Annotated in this window: 16 protein-coding genes; all 16 read left to right on the plus strand. The window is 67.4% G+C overall.

Annotated features, from left to right (window positions below; genetic code table 11):
• The first annotated feature begins 3 nt into the window (after nt 1-3).
• The 16 genes from EP380_RS02215 (at nt 4) to EP380_RS02290 (ending at nt 18,998) form a co-directional block, all read left to right on the plus strand.
• Nucleotides 4-294, plus strand: coding sequence for a sarcosine oxidase subunit delta (locus EP380_RS02215; protein WP_127596123.1), 291 nt, complete (start codon nt 4-6; stop codon nt 292-294).
• A complete protein-coding gene (locus EP380_RS02220; RefSeq protein ID WP_127596126.1) occupies nt 291-3,224 on the plus strand; it encodes a sarcosine oxidase subunit alpha family protein in 2,934 nt (977 codons plus the stop codon). Before EP380_RS02215 ends, EP380_RS02220 begins: the two co-directional genes overlap by 4 nt.
• On the plus strand, nt 3,217-3,783 hold the full coding sequence (locus EP380_RS02225) for a sarcosine oxidase subunit gamma (protein ID WP_127596129.1): 567 nt from the start codon (nt 3,217-3,219) through the stop codon (nt 3,781-3,783). Before EP380_RS02220 ends, EP380_RS02225 begins: the two co-directional genes overlap by 8 nt.
• A gap of 70 nt (nt 3,784-3,853) precedes the next feature.
• Entirely contained in the window at nt 3,854-4,738 is an 885-nt protein-coding gene (gene purU / locus EP380_RS02230) for a formyltetrahydrofolate deformylase (RefSeq protein WP_127596132.1), read from the plus strand.
• A 283-nt stretch (nt 4,739-5,021) separates the two neighbouring features.
• Nucleotides 5,022-6,401, plus strand: coding sequence for a dihydroorotase (locus tag EP380_RS02235; protein ID WP_127596134.1), 1,380 nt, complete (start codon nt 5,022-5,024; stop codon nt 6,399-6,401).
• Nucleotides 6,398-7,693, plus strand: a complete 1,296-nt coding sequence (locus EP380_RS02240) for a Zn-dependent hydrolase (protein WP_127596138.1) — start codon at nt 6,398-6,400, stop codon at nt 7,691-7,693. Before EP380_RS02235 ends, EP380_RS02240 begins: the two co-directional genes overlap by 4 nt.
• Entirely contained in the window at nt 7,690-8,778 is a 1,089-nt protein-coding gene (locus EP380_RS02245; protein ID WP_106571378.1) for a DUF917 domain-containing protein, read from the plus strand. Before EP380_RS02240 ends, EP380_RS02245 begins: the two co-directional genes overlap by 4 nt.
• A gap of 10 nt (nt 8,779-8,788) precedes the next feature.
• Nucleotides 8,789-10,459: a urocanate hydratase gene (locus tag EP380_RS02250; RefSeq protein ID WP_106571377.1), complete on the plus strand. Its 1,671-nt coding sequence runs from the start codon at nt 8,789-8,791 to the stop codon at nt 10,457-10,459.
• Nucleotides 10,456-11,820 (plus strand): UbiD family decarboxylase, encoded by a 1,365-nt coding sequence (locus EP380_RS02255; RefSeq protein WP_127596141.1) that lies wholly within the window; start codon nt 10,456-10,458, stop codon nt 11,818-11,820. Before EP380_RS02250 ends, EP380_RS02255 begins: the two co-directional genes overlap by 4 nt.
• Before the next feature lie 32 nt (nt 11,821-11,852).
• Nucleotides 11,853-12,413, plus strand: a complete 561-nt coding sequence (locus tag EP380_RS02260; RefSeq protein WP_106571375.1) for a UbiX family flavin prenyltransferase — start codon at nt 11,853-11,855, stop codon at nt 12,411-12,413.
• 150 nt (nt 12,414-12,563) lie between these two features.
• On the plus strand, nt 12,564-13,583 hold the full coding sequence (locus EP380_RS02265; protein ID WP_106571374.1) for a TRAP transporter substrate-binding protein: 1,020 nt from the start codon (nt 12,564-12,566) through the stop codon (nt 13,581-13,583).
• Between the two features lie 81 nt (nt 13,584-13,664).
• Complete coding sequence (locus EP380_RS02270) at nt 13,665-14,228, plus strand: TRAP transporter small permease (RefSeq protein ID WP_127596144.1); 564 nt, start codon at nt 13,665-13,667, stop codon at nt 14,226-14,228.
• Nucleotides 14,215-15,519 carry a TRAP transporter large permease gene (locus EP380_RS02275; protein ID WP_106571372.1) on the plus strand — a complete coding sequence of 435 codons (1,305 nt, stop codon included), beginning with the start codon at nt 14,215-14,217 and terminating at the stop codon, nt 15,517-15,519. The genes EP380_RS02270 and EP380_RS02275 overlap by 14 nt, the downstream gene beginning before the upstream one ends.
• A 28-nt stretch (nt 15,520-15,547) precedes the next feature.
• Nucleotides 15,548-16,738 (plus strand): CaiB/BaiF CoA transferase family protein, encoded by a 1,191-nt coding sequence (locus EP380_RS02280; protein WP_127596147.1) that lies wholly within the window; start codon nt 15,548-15,550, stop codon nt 16,736-16,738.
• A 22-nt stretch (nt 16,739-16,760) separates the two neighbouring features.
• The gene (locus tag EP380_RS02285) at nt 16,761-17,936 is read left to right on the plus strand and encodes an acyl-CoA dehydrogenase family protein (RefSeq protein ID WP_127596149.1); all 1,176 of its coding nucleotides are present in this window, start codon (nt 16,761-16,763) and stop codon (nt 17,934-17,936) included.
• Nucleotides 17,937-17,942: 6 nt separating this feature from the next.
• Nucleotides 17,943-18,998 carry an acyl-CoA dehydrogenase family protein gene (locus tag EP380_RS02290; RefSeq protein WP_127596153.1) on the plus strand — a complete coding sequence of 352 codons (1,056 nt, stop codon included), beginning with the start codon at nt 17,943-17,945 and terminating at the stop codon, nt 18,996-18,998.
• Nucleotides 18,999-19,004: the final 6 nt, after the last annotated feature.

Genomic DNA, 19,004 nt, shown 5'->3' on the forward strand with positions numbered 1-19,004 from the left:
TCGATGCTGATTCCCCACCCCCTTCTCGGTCCGCGCGACGCGCAGGAGTTCGTCTGCCTGGGCGACGCCCGGCTGATCGAGCGGCCGGACCCGGCCGCCGCCGATGCCGAGGCCGCGTTCTGCGACTACGTCTTCCTGCGCGACAATCCGGCCGGCGTGCATCGCGAGCTGTGGTTCCACGAGCATGGCGACCGCTCCTGGCTGGTGGTCACGCGCGACACCGTCACCCATGCCGTGCTCGGCGCCGAGCTGGCGCGCGACGTCGCCCTGGCGCGCGTGGGGAGGGCGCCGTGACGCGGCTGGCCGGCGGGCTCATCGACCGCACCCAGACGGTGACCTTCACCTTCGACGGCACCCGCTACCAGGGCCATCCCGGCGACACGCTCGCTTCGGCGCTGCTGGCCGCCGGCGTGCGGCTGATGGGCCGGTCCTTCAAGTACCATCGTCCGCGCGGCGTGTTCGCTGCCGGCTCGGAGGAGCCCAACGCGCTGGTCGAGCTCGGTTCCGGCGCGCGCCGCGAGCCCAACAGCCGTGCCACCACGGTCGAGCTGCACGAGGGGCTCGAGGCGCACAGCCAGAACCGCTGGCCGGCGCTTTCCTTCGACGCGCTGGCGGTCAACGACCTCCTGGCGCCGTTCTTCACCGCCGGCTTCTACTACAAGACCTTCATGTGGCCGAAAGCCTTCTGGGAACGGCTCTACGAACCGCTCATCCGCCGCGCCGCCGGCCTCGGCCGGCTGTCGATGCAGGCCGATCCCGACGCCTACGACAAGGGCTTCCTGCATTGCGACCTGCTCGTCGTCGGCGCCGGCCCGAGCGGTCTCGCCGCGGCGCTGACGGCGGCGCGCGCCGGCGCCCGGGTCATCCTGGCGGAGGAGGATTTTCGTCTCGGCGGGCGGCTTCTGGCCGAAACCGGCACGCTCGACGGTGCGCCGGCGGTCGACTGGGTGACGGCGCTCGAGGCCGCCTTCGCCGACCTGCCGAACCTGCGCGTGATGCGCCGCACCACCGTTTTCGGCGTCTTCGACCACGGCGTCTACGGTGCGGTCGAGCGCGTCGCCGACCACCGTCGCGATCCGGGCGAGGGGGTGCGCCAGACGCTGTGGCGCATCACCGCGCGGCGCGCCGTGCTGGCCGCCGGCGCCACCGAACGGCCGATCGCCTTCGCCGACAACGACCGGCCCGGCATCATGCTGGCCGGCGCGATGCGCGCCTACGCCAACCGCTGGGCGGCGTGCCCGGTCGACACGATTGCCGTCTACACCAACAACGACGACGGCCACCGCACGGCGGTCGACCTCTTGGCCAGGGGCGTGCAGGTGGCGGCGGTGATCGACGCGCGCGCCGAGGCGACGGCGCGCGGCGACTACCGCGTGATTGCCGGCGGCGCGGTGACCGGTACGCGCGGCCGCCTCGGTCTGTCGGCGATCGAGGTCCGCTCCGACCGTGGTGCCGAGCGCATCGCTTGCGGCGCGCTCGGCGTCTCGGGCGGCTGGAACCCCAATCTGCATCTCGCCTCGCACCATCGCGGCCGGCCGCTCTGGGACGAAACGCTGCAGACCTTCCTGCCCGACGCGCACGGCCCGGCTGGGCTCGTTCCGGCCGGTGCGGCGGCCGGCGCGTTCTCGACCGCCGCCGCACTCAGTTCCGGCGCCGCGGCGGCGACCCGCGCGCTCGGCGAGATCGGCATCGACGCTGCGCCCTGCGCGCTGCCCGAGGCCGAAGCCGCGCCCTGGCGCATCGCGCCGGTCTTCCACGTACCGGGCCGCAAACGCGCCTGGGTCGATTTCCAGAACGAAGTGACGGTCAAGGACATCGCACTGGCGCATGCCGAGAACATGCGCCCCGTCGAGCACCTGAAGCGCTACACGACGCTCGGCATGGGAACCGATCAGGGCAAGACGGCCAATGTAACCGGCCTCGCCGTGATGGCCGAGTTGACCGGCCGCACCATCGGCGAGACCGGAACGACGGTCTTCCGCCCGCCCTACACGCCGGTCTCCCTGTCGGTTCTGGGCGGCGGCGACACGGGGCCGTATTTCCGGCCGCGCCGCCTGCCGCCGACGCACCGCTGGGCCGAGGCGCAGGGCGCGGTGTTCGTCGAGGTCGGTCAGTGGATGCGGGCGCAGTATTTCCCGCGCCCCGGCGAGACGCACTGGCGTCAGGCCGTCGACCGCGAGGCAGCCGCCGTGCGCAGCGCCGTCGGCCTGTGCGACGTGACGACGCTCGGCAAGATCGACGTCCAGGGAGCGGACGCCGCCGCTTTCCTCGACCGGCTCTACTGCAACACCCTGTCGACGCTCAAGGTCGGGCGCGTGCGCTACGGTTTGATGCTGCGCGAGGACGGCTTCGCCTATGACGACGGCACCGCTGCGCGCTTCGCCGATGACCACTACGTCGTCACCACGACGACGGCCAATGCGGGGCTCGTCTACCGCAACATGGAGTTCGCCCGGCAGTGCCTGTGGCCCGAGCTCGACGTCCAGATCGTCTCCACCACCGACGCCTGGGCGCAGATCGCCGTCGCCGGGCCGAAGGCGCGTACGCTGCTCGCACGCATCGTCGACGGCTTCGATCTCGACAATGCCGCCTTCCCGTTCATGGCCTGCAGCGCGCTCACCGTTTGCGGAGGGCTGCGTGCGCGGCTGTTCCGTATCTCCTTTTCCGGCGAGTTGGCCTACGAGATCGCCGTCCCGGCCCGCTACGGCCAGGCGCTGATGGAGCGGCTGATGGCGCGCGGCGCCGATCTCGGCGTCACGCCCTACGGCACCGAGGCGCTCAGCGTGCTGCGCATCGAGAAGGGGCATGCGGCCGGCGCCGAGCTGAACGGCCAGACGACGGCGGCGATGCTCGGTCTCGGCCGCATGGTGTCGCAGAAGAAGGATGCGATCGGCGCGGTGATGTCGCGCCGCGAGGGCCTGGCCGGCGACGCCGGGCGTTTGGTCGGGTTGCGGCCCGTGGAGGACGGCGGCGCTGTGGTCGGCGGCGCGCATCTGTTCGCCGAGGGCGCGGCGCGGACGCTTGCGGGCAGCGAGGGCTGGATCACCTCGTCCTGTCATTCGCCGCATGTCGGTGCGGCGATCGGGCTCGGTTTCCTGGAGCGCGGTGACGCGCGCATGGGCGAGGTGGTCGTCGCCGCCAATCCGCTCGAGGGCGGCAGCGCGCGCCTGCGCGTCGTGCCCGCATGCTTCGTCGATCCCGAAGGAGGGCGGCTGCGTGACTGATCTCATCCCCGTGACGGCGCTCGGAGACGCGACACCGCGCCGGTTTTCGGCCGGCGCCCTGACGCTCTGCGAGAACGATGCCGTCGCCTTCGCCTCGCTGGCGCTGCGCCGCGGTGCCGGTCGGCCGGCGCCCTTCGGCCTCGCCCTGCCGGGGCCGGGCGGCTGGGCGGCCGGGCAGGGCGTCGCCGCCCTGTGGGTTGCGCCGGACCAGTGGCTGGTCGAGGCCGAGGGCCGTGCTGCGACGGATTTCGCCGCGACGCTCGGCCAGGCCGCGCCGGGCTGCTCCGTCACCGAGCAGACCGACGGCTGGGTCGCCTTCGAGATCGTCTCGCAGGCCGGTCCGCAGCCGCTCGAGGCGCTGCTGGAAAAGCTCGCCAACGTCGACCCCGCCGGCTTCGCGCCGGGCCGTGCGACGCGCACCGCGCTGCACCACATGAGCTGCTATCTCGTCCGCCGCGCCGCCGGCCACGTCGCCGTTCTCGGCGCCCGCTCGTCGGCCGGCTCGCTGTGGCACGCGCTGGCGACGGCGGCGCGGCGGCTTCACGCGAACGCGGCCTGACTCTCTTCGCCACCCCACAGGCCCCCTTGCTCCCGGCAGCGCGGGGCCGCTTCCATCGAGGACGTCCGATATGGGAAATTACTGCCTGACCGTAACGTGCGCGACGCGGCGCGGGATTGTTGCGGCGATTTCGGGCTATCTGGCCGACAACGGCTGCAACATCACCGACAGCGCGCAGTTCGACGATCTTTCCGGCGGCCGCTTTTTCATGCGCGTCAGCTTCGTGTCTGAGGAGGGGCGCGATCTGGCGTCGCTGCGCGAGGGCTTCGCGCCGCTGGCCGAACGCTTTGCCATGCAGGCCGGCTTCCACGACGAGGCGGCCAGGACCAAGGTGGTGGTCATGGTCTCGCGCTTCGGCCACTGCCTCAACGACCTGCTCTACCGCTGGCGCATCGGCGCGCTGCCGATCGACATCGTCGCGGTGATCTCCAACCACATGGACTACCAGAAGCTGGTGGTGAACCACGACATTCCGTTCCACTGCATCCGGGTCGGCAAGGACAACAAGCCCGAGGCCGAGGCCGCGCAGATGCGCATCGTCGAGGAGACCGGCGCCGAGCTGATCGTGCTAGCGCGCTACATGCAGGTGCTGTCGGACGCCATGTGCCAGGCGATGTCGGGGCGCATCATCAACATCCACCACTCTTTTCTGCCCTCCTTCAAGGGCGCCAACCCCTACCGCCAGGCCTATGAGCGCGGCGTCAAGCTGATCGGCGCGACCTCGCACTACGTCACCGCCGACCTCGACGAGGGGCCGATCATCGAGCAGGACACCGTGCGCGTCACCCACGCCCAGTCGCCGGAGGACTACGTCTCGCTCGGCCGCGACGTCGAAAGCCAGGTGCTGGCACGCGCCATCCACGCCCACATCCACCGCCGCGTCTTTCTCAACGGCGACCGCACCGTCGTCTTCCCCGCTTCGCCCGGCTCCCATGCGTCCGAGCGGATGGGATGAAGGCAGTCGCTTAGCCTTCGCCCTTTGTGATGCCGGGCCGGTCAAGGCGCCTTCCGCCCTCGATGGCCCGGCTCACATGGCGCGACCCGCAAGAGACGGACCTGAATCGTAACGAGCGACAATCGCCCGTGTCGGCCGTCTCGAGTGTGCCGGCTATGGGGACGGCGCGGTCCTTGGCCGCCCGCCGGCCGGCCGAGTTCGCAATCCCATATCGCGCGCTTCGGCGAAAACGATTGTCGCGATGGGCAAAGTTTTTTGATCCTTCCTCGGCTTAGGAGGATCCATGAGCGACTACGATCTGATTATCACCGGACAAGTGGTGGATGCGCAGCGCGTCCGCGAAAACGGCTATGTCGCGATCCGCGGCGGACTGGTGGAGCGCGTCGGCGAGGGCACGCCGCCGGCGTCGCGCGAGCGCCAAGACTTCGGCGACGCCTACGTCATGCCGGGCGCCATCGACGCCCAGGTCCATTCGCGCTCGCAGCGCGGCCAGGAGGACTTCGTCTGGTCGACGCGCGCGGCAGCGGCCGGCGGGGTGACGACGATCGTCGACATGCCTTATGACGACGGCGTCCTGATCTGCACCGGCGAGCGGCTGGCGACCAAGGCGCGCGAGGCGGGTGAGCAGGCGCGTGTCGACTTCGCGCTCTACGGCACGGTGCATCCCGAGGACGGCCCTCGCCACATCGCCGAGATGGTCGAGGCCGGCGCAGCCGCCTTCAAGTTCTCCACCTTCGGCACCCATCCGCAGCGTTTTCCGCGCATTCCGCCCCACATGCTGCAGGCCTGCTTTGCCGAGATCGCCCGGCACGGGCTGGCCGCCGGCGCCCACAACGAGAACGACGAGGTGGTGCGCGCCGCCGAGGCGGCGGTTCGGGCCGCCGGCATCACCGACCATCGTGCGCACGGCCTGGCACGCCCGGCGCTGGCCGAGGCGCTTGCGACCGCCGAGGTCTACGAGATCGGCGCGGCGACGGGCTGTGCGGCGCATATCGTCCACTGTTCGATCGGCCGCGGCTACGAACTGTGCCAGGACCATCGCGCGCGTGGCCACGATGCCACCATCGAGGCCTGTATCCATTATCTCGTGCTTGACGAGGAAGAGGATGTCGCCCGGCTTGGCGGCAAGGCCAAGATCAACCCGCCGGTTCGCGCGCGGGCCGAGGTCGAGGCGTTGTGGCGCCACCTGGCGGCCGGCCACGTCACCGTGGTGTCGACCGACCATGTGAGCTGGTCGGAGGACCGCAAGAGCGATCCGGTCATGCTCGACAACGCCTCCGGTGTGCCGGGCCTGGAGGTGCTTTACACGCTGCTTCTCGACGGCCTGACGAAGCGCGGTTTGAGCCCGGTCTGGGCGGCGCGGCTCTTGGCCGCCAATCCGGCGCGGCTGTTCCGCATCGGCCACCGCAAGGGTGCGCTCGAGCCCGGCCGCGACGCCGACATCGTCGTCATGGCGCGCGATCCGCGACGCTACGACGCCGCCGCCAGCGGCCACAACGTCGTCGGCTGGAGCCCCTATCAGGGCATGGCGCTCGACTACAGGCCGGTCGCTACCTTCCAGCGCGGCGAAATGGTTTTCGACGGTACGCGTGTTCTGGCCGAGCCGGGCGCGGGCCGTTTCGTCACGCCGGCGCGGGCGCTTGCGGAGAATGGCGGGCAATGACGGCGCGACGCACGAACCTGCCGGTCGACGGCGGCCGCCTGTGGGCCGATCTGATGGCGCTCGGCACCATCACCGAGCCGGACAAGCCCTATACCCGGCGTTCCTTCTCGCCGCTGTTCCTCGAAGGGCGCGACTGGCTGGCCAAGCGCTTCGCCGCGGCCGGCCTGTCGGTGCGCATCGACACTGGCGGTAACTTGATCGGTCGTATGGAAGGCGCGCGCGCCGATGCCGGCACGATCATGATCGGCTCGCATTCCGACACGGTCCCGGCCGGCGGCCGCTTCGACGGCGTGGCCGGCGTGATCGTGGCGCTCGAGATCGCCCGCTCGTTGCGCGAGGCCGGCCGGCAGCTCGATTGCGCGATCGAGATCGTCGACTTCCTGGCCGAGGAGCCGAGCGAATTCGGCCTGTCCTGCGTCGGCAGTCGCGCCCTGACCGGCCGGCTGACGGACGAGCAACTCGGTTACCGCGACCCGACTGGCGAGCGCCTCGATCAGGCGATCGGCCGCGTCGGCGGCGATCCGGCCCGGCTCGCCGCCGCGCGGCGCGACGACATTGTCGGCTTTTTCGAGCTGCATATCGAGCAGGGCATCGTGCTGGAGCAGCAGGGCATCGACCTGGGCATCGTCACCGCGATCGCCGGCATCGCCCGCGTCGAGATCGTGTTCGACGGCCGTGCCGACCATGCCGGCACCACACCGATGGACCTGCGCCGCGATGCCGGACTGGCCGCGGCGATCACATCGGCCTTCGTCGCCTCGACGGCACGCGAGGCCGCCGCCGGCGGCAACGGTCATTTTGTTGCCACCACCGGCGTATTCGAGCAGTTTCCGAACGCGGCCAATGTCGTGCCAGGCAAGGCGCGTCTCGTCGTCGACATCCGCGCCGAGGACCATGCCGTCACCGAGCGTTTCCTGGCCGCGCTCGATGCGCGCAGCGGTGAGATCGCCGCCGAGTGCCGCGTCGAGCGCGCCCGCTTCGCGCTTTTGTCTGACACCGATCCGGCCCCCTGCGACACCGCGCTGCAGGCGCTCTTGTCGCAAAGTGCCGACGCACTCGGCTATTCGTCCCTGCCGATGGCGTCGGGCGCCGGCCACGACGCGGCCTTCATGTCGCATATCGCGCCGAGCGCCATGGTGTTCGTCCCGTGCCGCGACGGGCGCAGCCACGCGCCGGAGGAATGGGCCGAACCGGATGCGATCGCCGCCGGCGCGGCGGTCATTCACGACGCGGTGCTGCGTCTGGACGAAAGACACAACAAGACCGAATCCGAAGGGAGCGACGCCAGATGACACGAATTCTGAGGGCCCACGATATCGAGGCCGCCGTCAAGGGCGGCGCGGTCTATGCCGCCGGCGGCGGCGGCTGGGCCGACCACGGACGTATGCTGGGAACGGCCGCCGTCAATGCCGGCGAGCCGGAACTGGTATCGATGGACGATGTCCCCGACGAGGCTTGGATTGCCACCGCCGCCGCGATCGGCGCGCCGGCCGGCACGACGGAATGGCAGATGCTGGGTGTCGATTACGTCAAGGCGGTCCGGCTGGTTGAAGAAGAGCTCGGTGCGCCGATCTATGGTCTCATCATCGGCCAGAACGGCAAGTCGAGCACGCTCAACGCCTGGCTGCCCTCGGCGATCCTCGGCACCAAGGTGATCGACGCCGTCGGCGATATCCGCGCCCATCCGACCGGCGACATGGGCTCGATCGGTCTGGCCAATTCGCCCGAGCCGATGATCCAGTCGGCGGTGGGCGGCAACCGGTCCAAGAACGCCTATATCGAACTCGTGGTGCGCGGCGCGACCGCCAAGGTGTCGCCGATCCTGCGCACCGCCTCCGACATGTCGGGCGGTTTCATCGCCTCGTGCCGCAACCCGGTGCCGGCGGCCTATGTGCGCGAGCACGCCGCGCTTGGCGGCATTTCCATGGCGCTGGCGCTGGGCGAGGCGATCATCGCGGCCGAGCCGCGTGGCGGCACGGCGGTGATCGACGCCATCTGCAAGCAGACCAAGGGCGAGATCATCGGCCAGGGCAAGGTCGTTGCCAAGGACGTCGTCTACACCAACGAGGCCTTCGATGTCGGCACGATCCAGGTCGGCAGCGGCAAGGGCGCCTGCGTGCTGCACGTCATGAACGAATACATGGCCGTCGACGATGGCGAGGCAAAGCGCATCGCCGGCTATCCCGACGTCATCACCACGTTGAATACGGACGGCGTGCCGATGAGCGTCGGCGAGGTCGTCGAGGGCATGGAGCTTCTGGTGCTGCGTGTGCCCAAGACGGTGATCCCGCTGTCCTCCAGCGTCACCGACCCGGCGGTCTATCCGTCCGTCGAGGCGACGCTCGGCATCAATCTCACAGACTACGCGCTCGGCTAGGGAGACCGTCATGCATCGAGACTTTACCGTGACGAGCGGCGCGACGCTGCGTTGCAAGGGCTGGCGCCAGGAAGGGCTGCTGCGCCTTTTGGAAAACGTGCTTGCCGTTGGCGAGGACCCCGACAATCTGATCGTCTATGCCGCGCTCGGCCGTGCCGCGCGCGACTGGCCCTCGCACGACAGGATCGTCGAGACGCTGAAGACGATGGAGGATGGCGAGACGCTGATCGTCCAGTCTGGCAAGCCGATCGGCGTGGTCCGCACCCACCCCAAGGCCCCCGTCGTGCTGATGGCCAATTGCAACATGGTCGGTCAGTGGGCGAAGGCGGAGAATTTCTATCGCTGGCAGGACGAGAACCTGATCTGCTGGGGCGGGCTGACGGCCGGAGACTGGCAATATATCGGCTCGCAGGGTGTCATTCAGGGCACTTACGAGATCTTCATGCGTATCGCCGAGCAGAATTTCGGCGACGATCTCGCCGGACGTTTCGTGCTCACCGCTGGGCTCGGCGGCATGGGCGGCGCGCAGCCGCTCGCCGGTGTGATGGCCAAGGCCGCGATCCTGTGCGTGGAGATCGATCCCAAACGCATCGAAAAGCGCATCGAGGTCGGGTATCTCGACAAGCGGGCCGAAACGCTCGACGAGGCGCTGGCGCTGATCGAAGAAGCCCGTGCCAACAAGGAACCCCTGTCGGTCGGCCTGTGCGCCAACGCCGCCGACGTCTTCGAGCAGATCCGCCAGCGCGGCATTGTGCCCGACGTCGTCACCGACCAGACCTCCGCCCACGACCTGATCTACGGTTATGTACCGGCGGATTACGATCTGGAGACGGTGCGTCGCATGCGCCGCGAGGCGCCCGACGAATTGATGGCCGCATCGACTCGCTCGATCGTGCGCCATGTCGGCGCGATGCTGGCCTTCCAGAAGGCCGGTGCGGTGGTGTTCGACAACGGCAATCTGATCCGCACCCAGGCCAAGGAAGGCGGCGTCGACAACGCGTTCGACATCCCGATCTTCACCGAGGCCTTCCTGCGGCCGCTGTTTGCCCGCGCCATCGGACCGTTCCGCTGGATCGCCCTGTCGAACGATCCCGACGACATTCGCAAGATCGACGACTGGCTGCTGGACGAATTCAAGGACGATGCCGGCGTCACCCGCTGGATCAAGCTGGCGCGCAAGCACGTGCCGGTCGAGGGCATGCCGGCGCGCATCGCCTGGCTCGGCCACGGCGCGCGCACCAAGCTCGGCCTTGCGGTCAACCGCATGGTGCGCGAGGGCGTGCTGGCTGGGCCGGTCGCGTTCACCCGCGACCATCTCGACGCCGGCGCCATGGCGCATCCCAACATCATGACCGAGAACATGCGCGACGGCTCCGATGCGATCGCCGACTGGCCGCTGCTCAACGCGCTCGTCAACTGCGCTTCGCAGGCCGATCTGGTCGCGATCCATTCCGGCGGTGGCGGCTATTCGGGCTATATGACAAGCTCGGGCGTGACCCTGGTCGCCGACGGCTCGGCCGAAGCGGACGAAAGGCTGGAGATGACCCTGACCAACGACACCACCACGGGCGTCATGCGTTATGCCGATGCGGGCTACGAGGAGTCCTTCGACGAGATCGAGCGCAAGGAGATCCGGCATTTCCGGCTCGACACGACCGGCAAGGGCGGAGCCGGGGCATGAGCATCGACCAGAGCATGCGCGGCTTCCTGGCCGTGCTTGAAGAGAGCGGCGATCTGCACCGGATCGCCCGTCCGGTCGATCCGCGCTTCGAGCTGGCCTCGGTCCTGTCCTTGCGCGACGACGGCGACGCACAGCTTTTCGAGAGCGTGCAGGCTCACGCCATGCCGGTGGTCGGCAATCTCTATAATCGCCGCGCCCGTTTCGCCCGCGCGCTGAATATCGCCGAAGCCGACCTCGACGCGCATTGCTTGGCGGCGCTGCGCCAGCCGGTCAAGCCGGTCGTGGTCGAAGACGGGCCGGTGCAGGAGGTCGTCCACCAGGCGCCCTTCGACATCGGCGAACTCATGCCGGTGCCGCATTGGTTCGAGAAGGAGGGCGCGCCCTATATCACCGCCGGGGTGATCGTGGCCAAGGACCCCGAAACCGGCCGCCGCAACGTCTCCATCGCGCGCTTCCGGCTCGAAGGCGGGGTGCGCATGATGGCGGGCATTGCCAAGAACCACCATCTCGCGCAAATGGCCGAAAAGGCCCGCCATCTCGGACGCGATCTAGAGATCGCCGTTGCGATCGGCAATCATGCCGCCGTCCTGCTCGGCTCGCAGCTCTATCTCGAACTCGGCGATGACGAATTCGACAATGCCGGTGCGCTGCTCGGCGCGCCGATCGAACTCGTCAAGTGCAAGACGGTCGATCTCGAGGTGCCGGCCCATGCGGAAATCGTCATCGAGGGCCGGCTCAAGCCCGACGACCTGATCGAGGAAGGTGCGGTTTCCGAATTCCCCGGCTTCTATGTTTATTACGGCCCCGGAATTGGCGTCGAGGCGAGCTGCGTGACGCACCGCAAGGATGCGATCTATCAGGCAATCCTGCCCGGCTATGCGCGCGAGCACTGCCTGATCGGTGCGGTGTCGATCGGCGCGACGCTGACGCGCGATCTCAAGCGCGCCATTCCGGCCGTCCGCCGCGTCTTCGTCACCGAAGGCGGCATGGGCCGCCTGCACGCCGTCATCACCATGCACAAGCCGCGCCTCGGCGAGGGCAAGCGCGCGGTGATGCTGGCGATGGGCTCGGTCAACCTCTTGAAATTGGTCATCGTCGTCGACGACGACGTCGATCCCGAAGACTGGCGCCAGGTCGAATGGTCGCTGGCGGCCCGGTTCCGGGCGCATGAGGATTTGGTCGTGCTGCCGGGCGTCAAGGCGGACCGCTGCGATCCGGTGCACGAGGATCTGGTGGTCACCAAGATCGGCATGATCGCCACCACCCGTCCGGGCGACGGCGAGCCGGGCGGCCGCTCGGAATTCGTGCGTCCGCCCGAAGAGATTTATGAAAAGGTGCGCCGCGACCTCGTGTCCTACTAGGACCGGGGTCGTCCGACGCCTTGCGAGGGCATATGACCAAACGCTTCATTGTCGCGATCACCGGAGCCTCGGGCCATGTCTATGGCATCCGGCTGCTTGAGGTCTTGCGCGCGCTCGGCTGCGAGACACATCTGGTGATGTCGCGCTCTGCCGTCGTCGCGCTGGCCCACGAAACCGATTTGAAGCAGGCCCATATCCACGCGCTGGCCGATCACGTGCACTCCAACGACGACGTCGCCGCCTCCATATCCAGCGGTTCGTTTCGCGTCGACGGCATGTTCATCGCGCCGTGCTCGGCCAAGACATTGGGCGAGATCGCGTCCGGGGCCTGCGGCACGCTGGTCTCGCGCGCTGCCGATGTGAGCCTGAAGGAACGGCGGCGGCTGGTGCTTCTGTTTCGCGAGACCCCGTTGCATCTGGGCCATTGCCGCAACATGGTCTCGGTAACGGAAATGGGCGCGATCGTCATGCCGCCGGTGCCCGCCTTCTATCCCCGTCCCGACACGGTCGAGGAAATGGTCGATCACACGGTCGGCCGGGTACTCGACCTGGTCGATATCGATGCTGGAATCGTCAAACGTTGGAAAAGCTAGGCCGCAAACCGCTCGAGCTTCGTCTTTCGTGATTGTCCAGTTTCGCAAAACCTATTTCAGCGCGGGTGCCCGCACACACGATAATTTTCGCCGTCATACGAACATAGCCGTGTTCCTGGTCGCCAGGCGCGAGCTCGAAAGGGAGAGACGATGACAACGATCAAAAAACTGACCATGGCTGCCATGCTTCTGGGCAGCGCGTTCGTGCAGCCGGCTCTGGCCGAGTCGCCTGTGGTGCTGAAATTCGCCAGCGCCTTCCCGCCCGGCACGAAGACCAATTCGATTTCGATCCCCGCGTTCATCGAGGCGGTCGAGAAAGCCGCCGAAGGCACGCTCAAGATCGAGCACTATCCCGGCGGCACGCTGGGCGCCAGCCCGACCACCCAGCTCAAGCTGGTCGAGGACGGCGTCGTCGACATTGCCGAAGTTGTCGCCTCCTACACGCCTGGCCGTTTCCCGGAACTGGAAATGTTCGAGCTGCCCTTCGTGTTCGAAAACACGCGCGAGGCCAGCCTGACCGCCTATGCGCTCTACGAAAAGGGCCTGTTTACCGGTTTTGACGAGCTCGAGCTCGTCGGTATCGCCGAGGTCGGGCCTTATTATCTGCACAGCAAAAAGGAACTCGCCACGGTCGAGGATATTTCCGGCCTCAAGCTGCGCGCCGGCGGCCCGGTCCAGGGCGCGGTCGTGCAGGCGATGGGCGGCGTTCCCGTCGGCGGCATGCCGGCCACCCAGATCGCGGAGAACATCTCGCGCAACGTGGTCGACGGCACGCTGATGGATATCGGCAACATGTTCAACTTCCGCATTGCCGACGCGGCCGGCTACCACGTCATCAATGCCCCGCTGGGCAATGTCGCGGTGATGTTCCCGATGCGCAAGGACACTTATGAGAGCCTGCCGCCCAAAGCCAAGGCCGCCTTCGACAAATATCGCGGCATGTGGTTCTCCGATGTCCTGGCCGAAAACCTGGACAAGCAGAACGAGGAGTCCGCAGCGCGCCTGGAGGCCGACGCCGAGCATAATATGGTCGAGTTCTCCGCCGAGGACATCGATACGCTCAAGGATGCCTTTGCCGGCCTCAAGGAGCGTTGGGATGCCGACAAGGACGGCGTGAACCTGTATCAGGAGATGCTGTCCGCTCGCGACGCCGTGCGCGCCGACAAGTAAAAACCGGACCGGCGGTTGCGGCTTGGCCGCGGCCGCCGGGCCCCGCTGCGCGTCAGCGCGCGGCAAGCCGAGAGCTCCCCCATGACATTGCTGGCAAATATTCGCAGACTTGCCCAGTTCACGGCCACGATCGGGCTTGCCGCCCTCGTCGTCCTGTCGATCATGACCATGGTCGACATTGCCGGGCGGGAACTGTTCGGTATGCCGGTCACCGGCTTCAGCGACATCTCGGACCTGATCATCGTGATCGCCGCCGCCGCCTGTTTCCCGGCCTCGCTGGCCACCAACCAGCATGTCGCGGTGCGTTTCGCCGGCATGGCGCATTGGCGCCTGGGGGCGGTGCTCGATTTCCTCGGCCATGTCGTCATGCTCGCCGTCTTCGTGCTGATCGCCTGGCAGCTTTGCGTCTACACGATCGACGTCTACACATCCGGCCAGACCACCTGGCTGATCTACATCCCCGTCTGGCCGGTATGGGTACTGACGACGGCCTTGTTCATTCTATGTGTTCCCGTCCAGTTTTCCCTGGTCGTCGCCGCGGCCGGCGACATCCGCTCCACCGCGCAGGATCCAGCCGGGCTGACGGACGCATCGGCGGTCTCCGAACGCGTCGAGAAAAAGGAGGGGCCCGATGGCACCGATTGAAGTCGGCCTCGTCGGGCTCGCCTGCCTGATTGCCGCGATCCTGTTGCATGTGCCCGTCGGCATCGCCATGGCGGCGGTGGGGGCTGCGGGTTACGTGATGTTGACCGGCAATCTGTCGGGCATGGTTTCCCTGTTCGGCACCGAAACCGTCAACATGCTCACGAACCAGGATTTCGCGGTCGTGATGTTCTTCCTGTTGATGGGCGGCTTCGCCGGTGCGGCCGGCATCTCAGCCGACATCTACCGCGTCGCCAACACCTGGATCGGCCATTATCGGGGTGGGTTGTCGATGGCGACCATTCTGGGCTGCGCCGGTTTCGGCGCCATCGCGGGGTCGTCGATCGCGACCGCCGCCACCATGGCCAAGATTGCCCTGCCGGAGATGGAAAAGCGCAACTACGCGCTGTCGCTGTGCACGGGCACGCTGGCGGCCGGCGGGACACTCGGGTCGCTGATCCCACCGTCGATCATCATGGTGATCTATGCCGTCCAAGTCGAGCAGTTCGTCATCGATCTGTTTCTTGCCGCGATCATTCCCGGCATCCTGTCGGTCGCCCTGTTCGTCCTCGCCATCCGCGTGCAATTGCTGATCTCGCCGCAATTGGCCGGCGCCGGCGAGCGCATCGCTTGGGGTGGCCGGATGCGAGAGACGGGGCGCGCCTGGGCGCCGCTCGGTATCATCGTCGTGGTGATGGGTGGCATCTATTCCGGCTTCTTCACCGTCAACGAGGGTGCTGCGGTCGGTCTGGTGCTCACGCTGATCTTTGCGCTGGCGAGAAAATCCCTGACGCGCGCCACCTTCGCCGAGACGCTGTTCGGGTCGGCCGGTTCGATCGCCATGCTTTATATGATCGTGATCGGCGCCAATATTTTCGGCTATTTCCTCACCTTGTCGCATATGCCCAGCGAAGTCGCGACCTGGGTGCAGAGCCTCGACGTGCCGCCGCTGGTGATCATCTTCCTGATCATCGCCATGTACGTGCTGTTGGGCTGCGTTTTCGACGCGCTTGCCGGCATGGTGCTGACGCTTCCCTTCGTGGTGCCGATCATCAGCGGGCTCGGATACGATCTGGTCTGGTGGGGCATCGTCAATGTCATGGTCATCGAGATCGGCATGATCACGCCGCCCGTCGGCATCAATGTGTTCGTCATCAAGGGGCTGCGCCAGGACATTCCGTTGGGAACGATTTTCCGCGGCATCACGCCGTTCCTGATCGCCAACGTGATCGCGCTTCTGCTCGTTGTTTTGTTCCCGCAGCTCGCAACCTGGCTGCCCGATCTGCTGCGCTAGGGCGCGCGCTTTAGAACTGGAGATGAAAATGTCTTCGTCCAAGCCCTTCGCCGGGGTGACCGTGCTCGACTTCAGCCGGGTTCTGGCAGGCCCGTTCTGCACCGCCATGCTGGCCGATCTCGGCGCCGAGATCATCAAGGTCGAGCCGCCCACCGGCGACGACCAGCGCTCCATGGGCGCCTTTTCCCAGGGCATCAGCGTCAGTTTCGAGCTGATCAACCGCAACAAACGCAGCATCCGGCTCGACCTGAAGAGCGAGGAAGGCCGGGTGATCGCGCGCCGCCTGGCGGCCAAGAGCGATGTGGTGGTGGAGAATTTCCGCCCCGGCGTCGCCCGCAAGCTCGGCATCGACGCCGAGACGCTGCGTGGCGAGCGCGCCGATCTGATCTACTGCTCGATCTCCGGTTTCGGTCAGGACGGGCCGCTGGCTCGCGCGCCGAGCTACGACGTCGTCGCCCAAGCGCTGTCGGGCCTGATGAGTATCACCGGCGAGCCCGACGGCGAGCCGATGATGGTTGGCGATTCGGTCGGCGACACGGTGTCGGGCCTTTACGCCGCCTTCGCGATCGCTGCGGCGCTTTATAGGCGCGCGACGACCGGCGAGGGGGCCACGCTCGACATCGCCATGTTCGATTCGCTGTTTTCCCTGCTTCCGACCGCGCTGGCGCAGCTTCAGGTGACCGACGTGCCGCCGACCCGGCAGGGCAACCAGCATCCGCTATCGGCTCCTTTCGGCGCCTTCGCGGCCAAGGGCGGCACCATCATCATCGCGATCGCCAACAATTCGCTGTTTGCCCGTTTCGCCGCCACCATCGGCCGGCCGGAACTGGCCGACGATCCGCGTTATGCCTCCGACCGCGAGCGCCGCGTCAATCGCGACGCGCTGCGCGTCGAAATCGAGTCCTGGTCGCGGGCGCTGGCGCCGGAAGCCGCGGTCGAACGCCTGGCCGAGGCCGGCATTCCCGCATCGGTGGTGTGGAACGTCGCTGAGGCGGCCGATAGCGCCCATGCGCATCATCGCCGGCTGATGACGACGGTCGACCACAACAGGCTCGGCACACTCAGACTGCCCGAACAGCCCGTCCATGTCGCCGGGCTCGACCGGGGCGAGGCGCGTCCGGCGCCGGAGTTGGGCGAGCATGGCGGCACGATCCTGCAAGACATGCTCGACATGGACGCGGGCGAGATCGCGCGGCTGCGGACAGCCGGCGTCATCTGACACCTGACAGCGGAACCAGACCATGACGATGATTTTTTCCGAAGAGGACAAGGCCTTCAGCGCCGAGGTCCGCGCCTATCTAAGCGACAACCTGCCTGCCGAACTGGCGCGCAAGGTGCGCTACAATCAACGACTGACCAGGGACGACTACACGTCCTGGCAGGACGTTCTGGCGGCCCGCAACTGGTACGCGGTCGGCTGGCCCGCCTCCGCCGGCGGACCGGGCCTGACCCAGACCCAGCGCTATCTGTTCGAGCGCGAATATGGCGCCCTGTCATGTCCGCATCCGTGCCAGTTTGGTATTGCGATGGCCGGTCCGGTCATCTTCACCTTCGGCAATGACGAGCAGAAGGCGCGTTTCCTGCCCGGTATCCGCGAAAACAAGGACTTCTGGTGTCAGGGTTATTCCGAACCGGGGGCAGGCTCCGATCTCGCCGCGCTGAAGACCACGGCGGTGCGCGAGGGCGACCACTATCGCGTCAACGGCCAGAAGATCTGGACCACCTGGGCGAACTGGGCCGACTGGATGTTCTGCCTGGTCAAGACCGATCTCGAGGTGAAGCCGCAGCGCGGCATCTCCTTCTTGTTGATCGACATGCGTTCGCCCGGCATCACCGTGCGCCCGATCAAGACGATCGACGGCGACGAGGAGTTCAACGAGGTCTTCTTCAACGATGTTTTGGTGCCGGTCGAAAACCGCATCGGCGAGGAGGGCCAGGGCTGGACCTATGCCAAGTTCCTATTGGAATTCGAGCGGTTTTCGATGTCGGGTGCGGCGCGCTCGCGGCGTGTCCTTTCCGAGATCCGGGCCGACGCCGAGGCACTCGGCAAGGCCGATGACGCGCGCATGGCCGAGCGGCTGACCCGCCTGGAAATCGAGCTTCTGGCGCTGGAGCACATGGAGCTGCACCTCCTGGCACGCAGCGTCGGCGGCGAAAATCCCGGTCCGGAAGCCTCGAAGCTCAAGATTCGCGGCACCGAGATCGCCCAGGCGCTGTCGAGGCTCAGGGTCGACCTGCACGCCGAGAACTGCCTCGTCCATTCCGAGGCCTTCCTGGATGCGTTGGAACCGTCCGACAATCCGTCGGCGATGGGCGCGATCGCGACCTATCTCAACCAGCGCAAGCTGACGATCTGGGGCGGATCGAACGAGGTTCAGCGCATGATCCTTGCCAAGCAGATTCTGGAACTCGGGTGAGCGGCGATGAGCACCAATCTTGATGATGAACTCCACATGCTTACCGATACGGTGGCGCGCTACGTCGCAAACCGGTCGGACGGCAAGGCTCAGATAGAAAACGGTTGGAAGGAACTGGCCGAGCTCGGCTGGCTCTACCTGCCCTATCCCGAAGAGGTCGGCGGGCTCGGGCTCGGCACGGCCGGTGTTTCGGCGGTCATGCAGGGCCATGGTCGCGGGCTGCTGGCAACCCCTTATCTGCCGTTCGCCGTCATGGCCGGCGGCGTGCTGGCGCGCTGCCCGCGCGGTTCGCACGCGCTTGCGGCGGTGATGGAAGGCGAGCAGCGCGTTGCGGCGGCCTTTGCGGTCGGCGCCGCCCCGACGCTTGCGGCGCACCCGGCCGGCGCCGGCTGGCGCCTGGTCGGCGCGTGCGATCATGTCCTGTCCGTCGACGAGGCCGACGCGGTGCTGGCTGTGGCGCGGATCGGCGCGACCGAGGAGACTGGCCTGTTTCTGGTGCGGGCCGACGCGCCAGGCGTGACGATCACGGTCCAGCCCCTGCCGGACGGGCGCAAGGCGGGACGTGTCGGTTTCGACGATGTCGCGGTGGCGGCGGTCGACCGCCTGGACGAGGACGGCGAGGCCGAAGCGCTGCTGCGCGAAGTGGAGACCGAGGCGCTGCTTGCCGCGGCTGCCGACAATCTCGGCGCCATGCAGGTGCTTTACGAGCAGACGCTCGACTATGCGAAGTTGCGCAAGCAGTTCGGCCGGCCGATCGGTTCGTTCCAGAGCCTGCAGTTCCGGCTGGTCGACATGTGGATCAAGCTCGACGAGGTTCGTTCCCTGGTCGCCTCGGCGGCGGCTGCCCCGGATCGGAACGAGGCCGGAGCGCTGGCGGTCGCGGCCTGGATCCAGTCCGTGTGGTCGGGCCGGCTGATCGGCGAGGAGGCGATCCAGATTCACGGCGCCATCGCCATGACCGACGAGCACGCGGTCGGCCGCTACGTCAAGCGCATCCTGGTCAACGAACTGGTGTTTGGCGCGCCGGAACGGCATTTTTCCCGTTACCGTTCGATGCGCTAGCCTGGG

The organism is Nitratireductor alexandrii, assembly GCF_004000215.1.
GTDB classification, from domain to species: domain Bacteria; phylum Pseudomonadota; class Alphaproteobacteria; order Rhizobiales; family Rhizobiaceae; genus Mangrovimarina; species Mangrovimarina alexandrii.

What these genes read in the sequence shown, in the direction of transcription:
- EP380_RS02215 (WP_127596123.1), top strand. Translation starts at nt 4, where the DNA reads ATGCTGATTCCCCACCCCCTTCTCGGTCCGCGCGACGCGCAGGAGTTC.
- purU (WP_127596132.1), top strand. Translation starts at nt 3,854, where the DNA reads ATGGGAAATTACTGCCTGACCGTAACGTGCGCGACGCGGCGCGGGATT.
- EP380_RS02235 (WP_127596134.1), top strand. Translation starts at nt 5,022, where the DNA reads ATGAGCGACTACGATCTGATTATCACCGGACAAGTGGTGGATGCGCAG.
- EP380_RS02240 (WP_127596138.1), top strand. Translation starts at nt 6,398, where the DNA reads ATGACGGCGCGACGCACGAACCTGCCGGTCGACGGCGGCCGCCTGTGG.
- EP380_RS02245 (WP_106571378.1), top strand. Translation starts at nt 7,690, where the DNA reads ATGACACGAATTCTGAGGGCCCACGATATCGAGGCCGCCGTCAAGGGC.
- EP380_RS02250 (WP_106571377.1), top strand. Translation starts at nt 8,789, where the DNA reads ATGCATCGAGACTTTACCGTGACGAGCGGCGCGACGCTGCGTTGCAAG.
- EP380_RS02255 (WP_127596141.1), top strand. Translation starts at nt 10,456, where the DNA reads ATGAGCATCGACCAGAGCATGCGCGGCTTCCTGGCCGTGCTTGAAGAG.
- EP380_RS02260 (WP_106571375.1), top strand. Translation starts at nt 11,853, where the DNA reads ATGACCAAACGCTTCATTGTCGCGATCACCGGAGCCTCGGGCCATGTC.
- EP380_RS02265 (WP_106571374.1), top strand. Translation starts at nt 12,564, where the DNA reads ATGACAACGATCAAAAAACTGACCATGGCTGCCATGCTTCTGGGCAGC.
- EP380_RS02270 (WP_127596144.1), top strand. Translation starts at nt 13,665, where the DNA reads ATGACATTGCTGGCAAATATTCGCAGACTTGCCCAGTTCACGGCCACG.
- EP380_RS02275 (WP_106571372.1), top strand. Translation starts at nt 14,215, where the DNA reads ATGGCACCGATTGAAGTCGGCCTCGTCGGGCTCGCCTGCCTGATTGCC.
- EP380_RS02280 (WP_127596147.1), top strand. Translation starts at nt 15,548, where the DNA reads ATGTCTTCGTCCAAGCCCTTCGCCGGGGTGACCGTGCTCGACTTCAGC.
- EP380_RS02285 (WP_127596149.1), top strand. Translation starts at nt 16,761, where the DNA reads ATGACGATGATTTTTTCCGAAGAGGACAAGGCCTTCAGCGCCGAGGTC.
- EP380_RS02290 (WP_127596153.1), top strand. Translation starts at nt 17,943, where the DNA reads ATGAGCACCAATCTTGATGATGAACTCCACATGCTTACCGATACGGTG.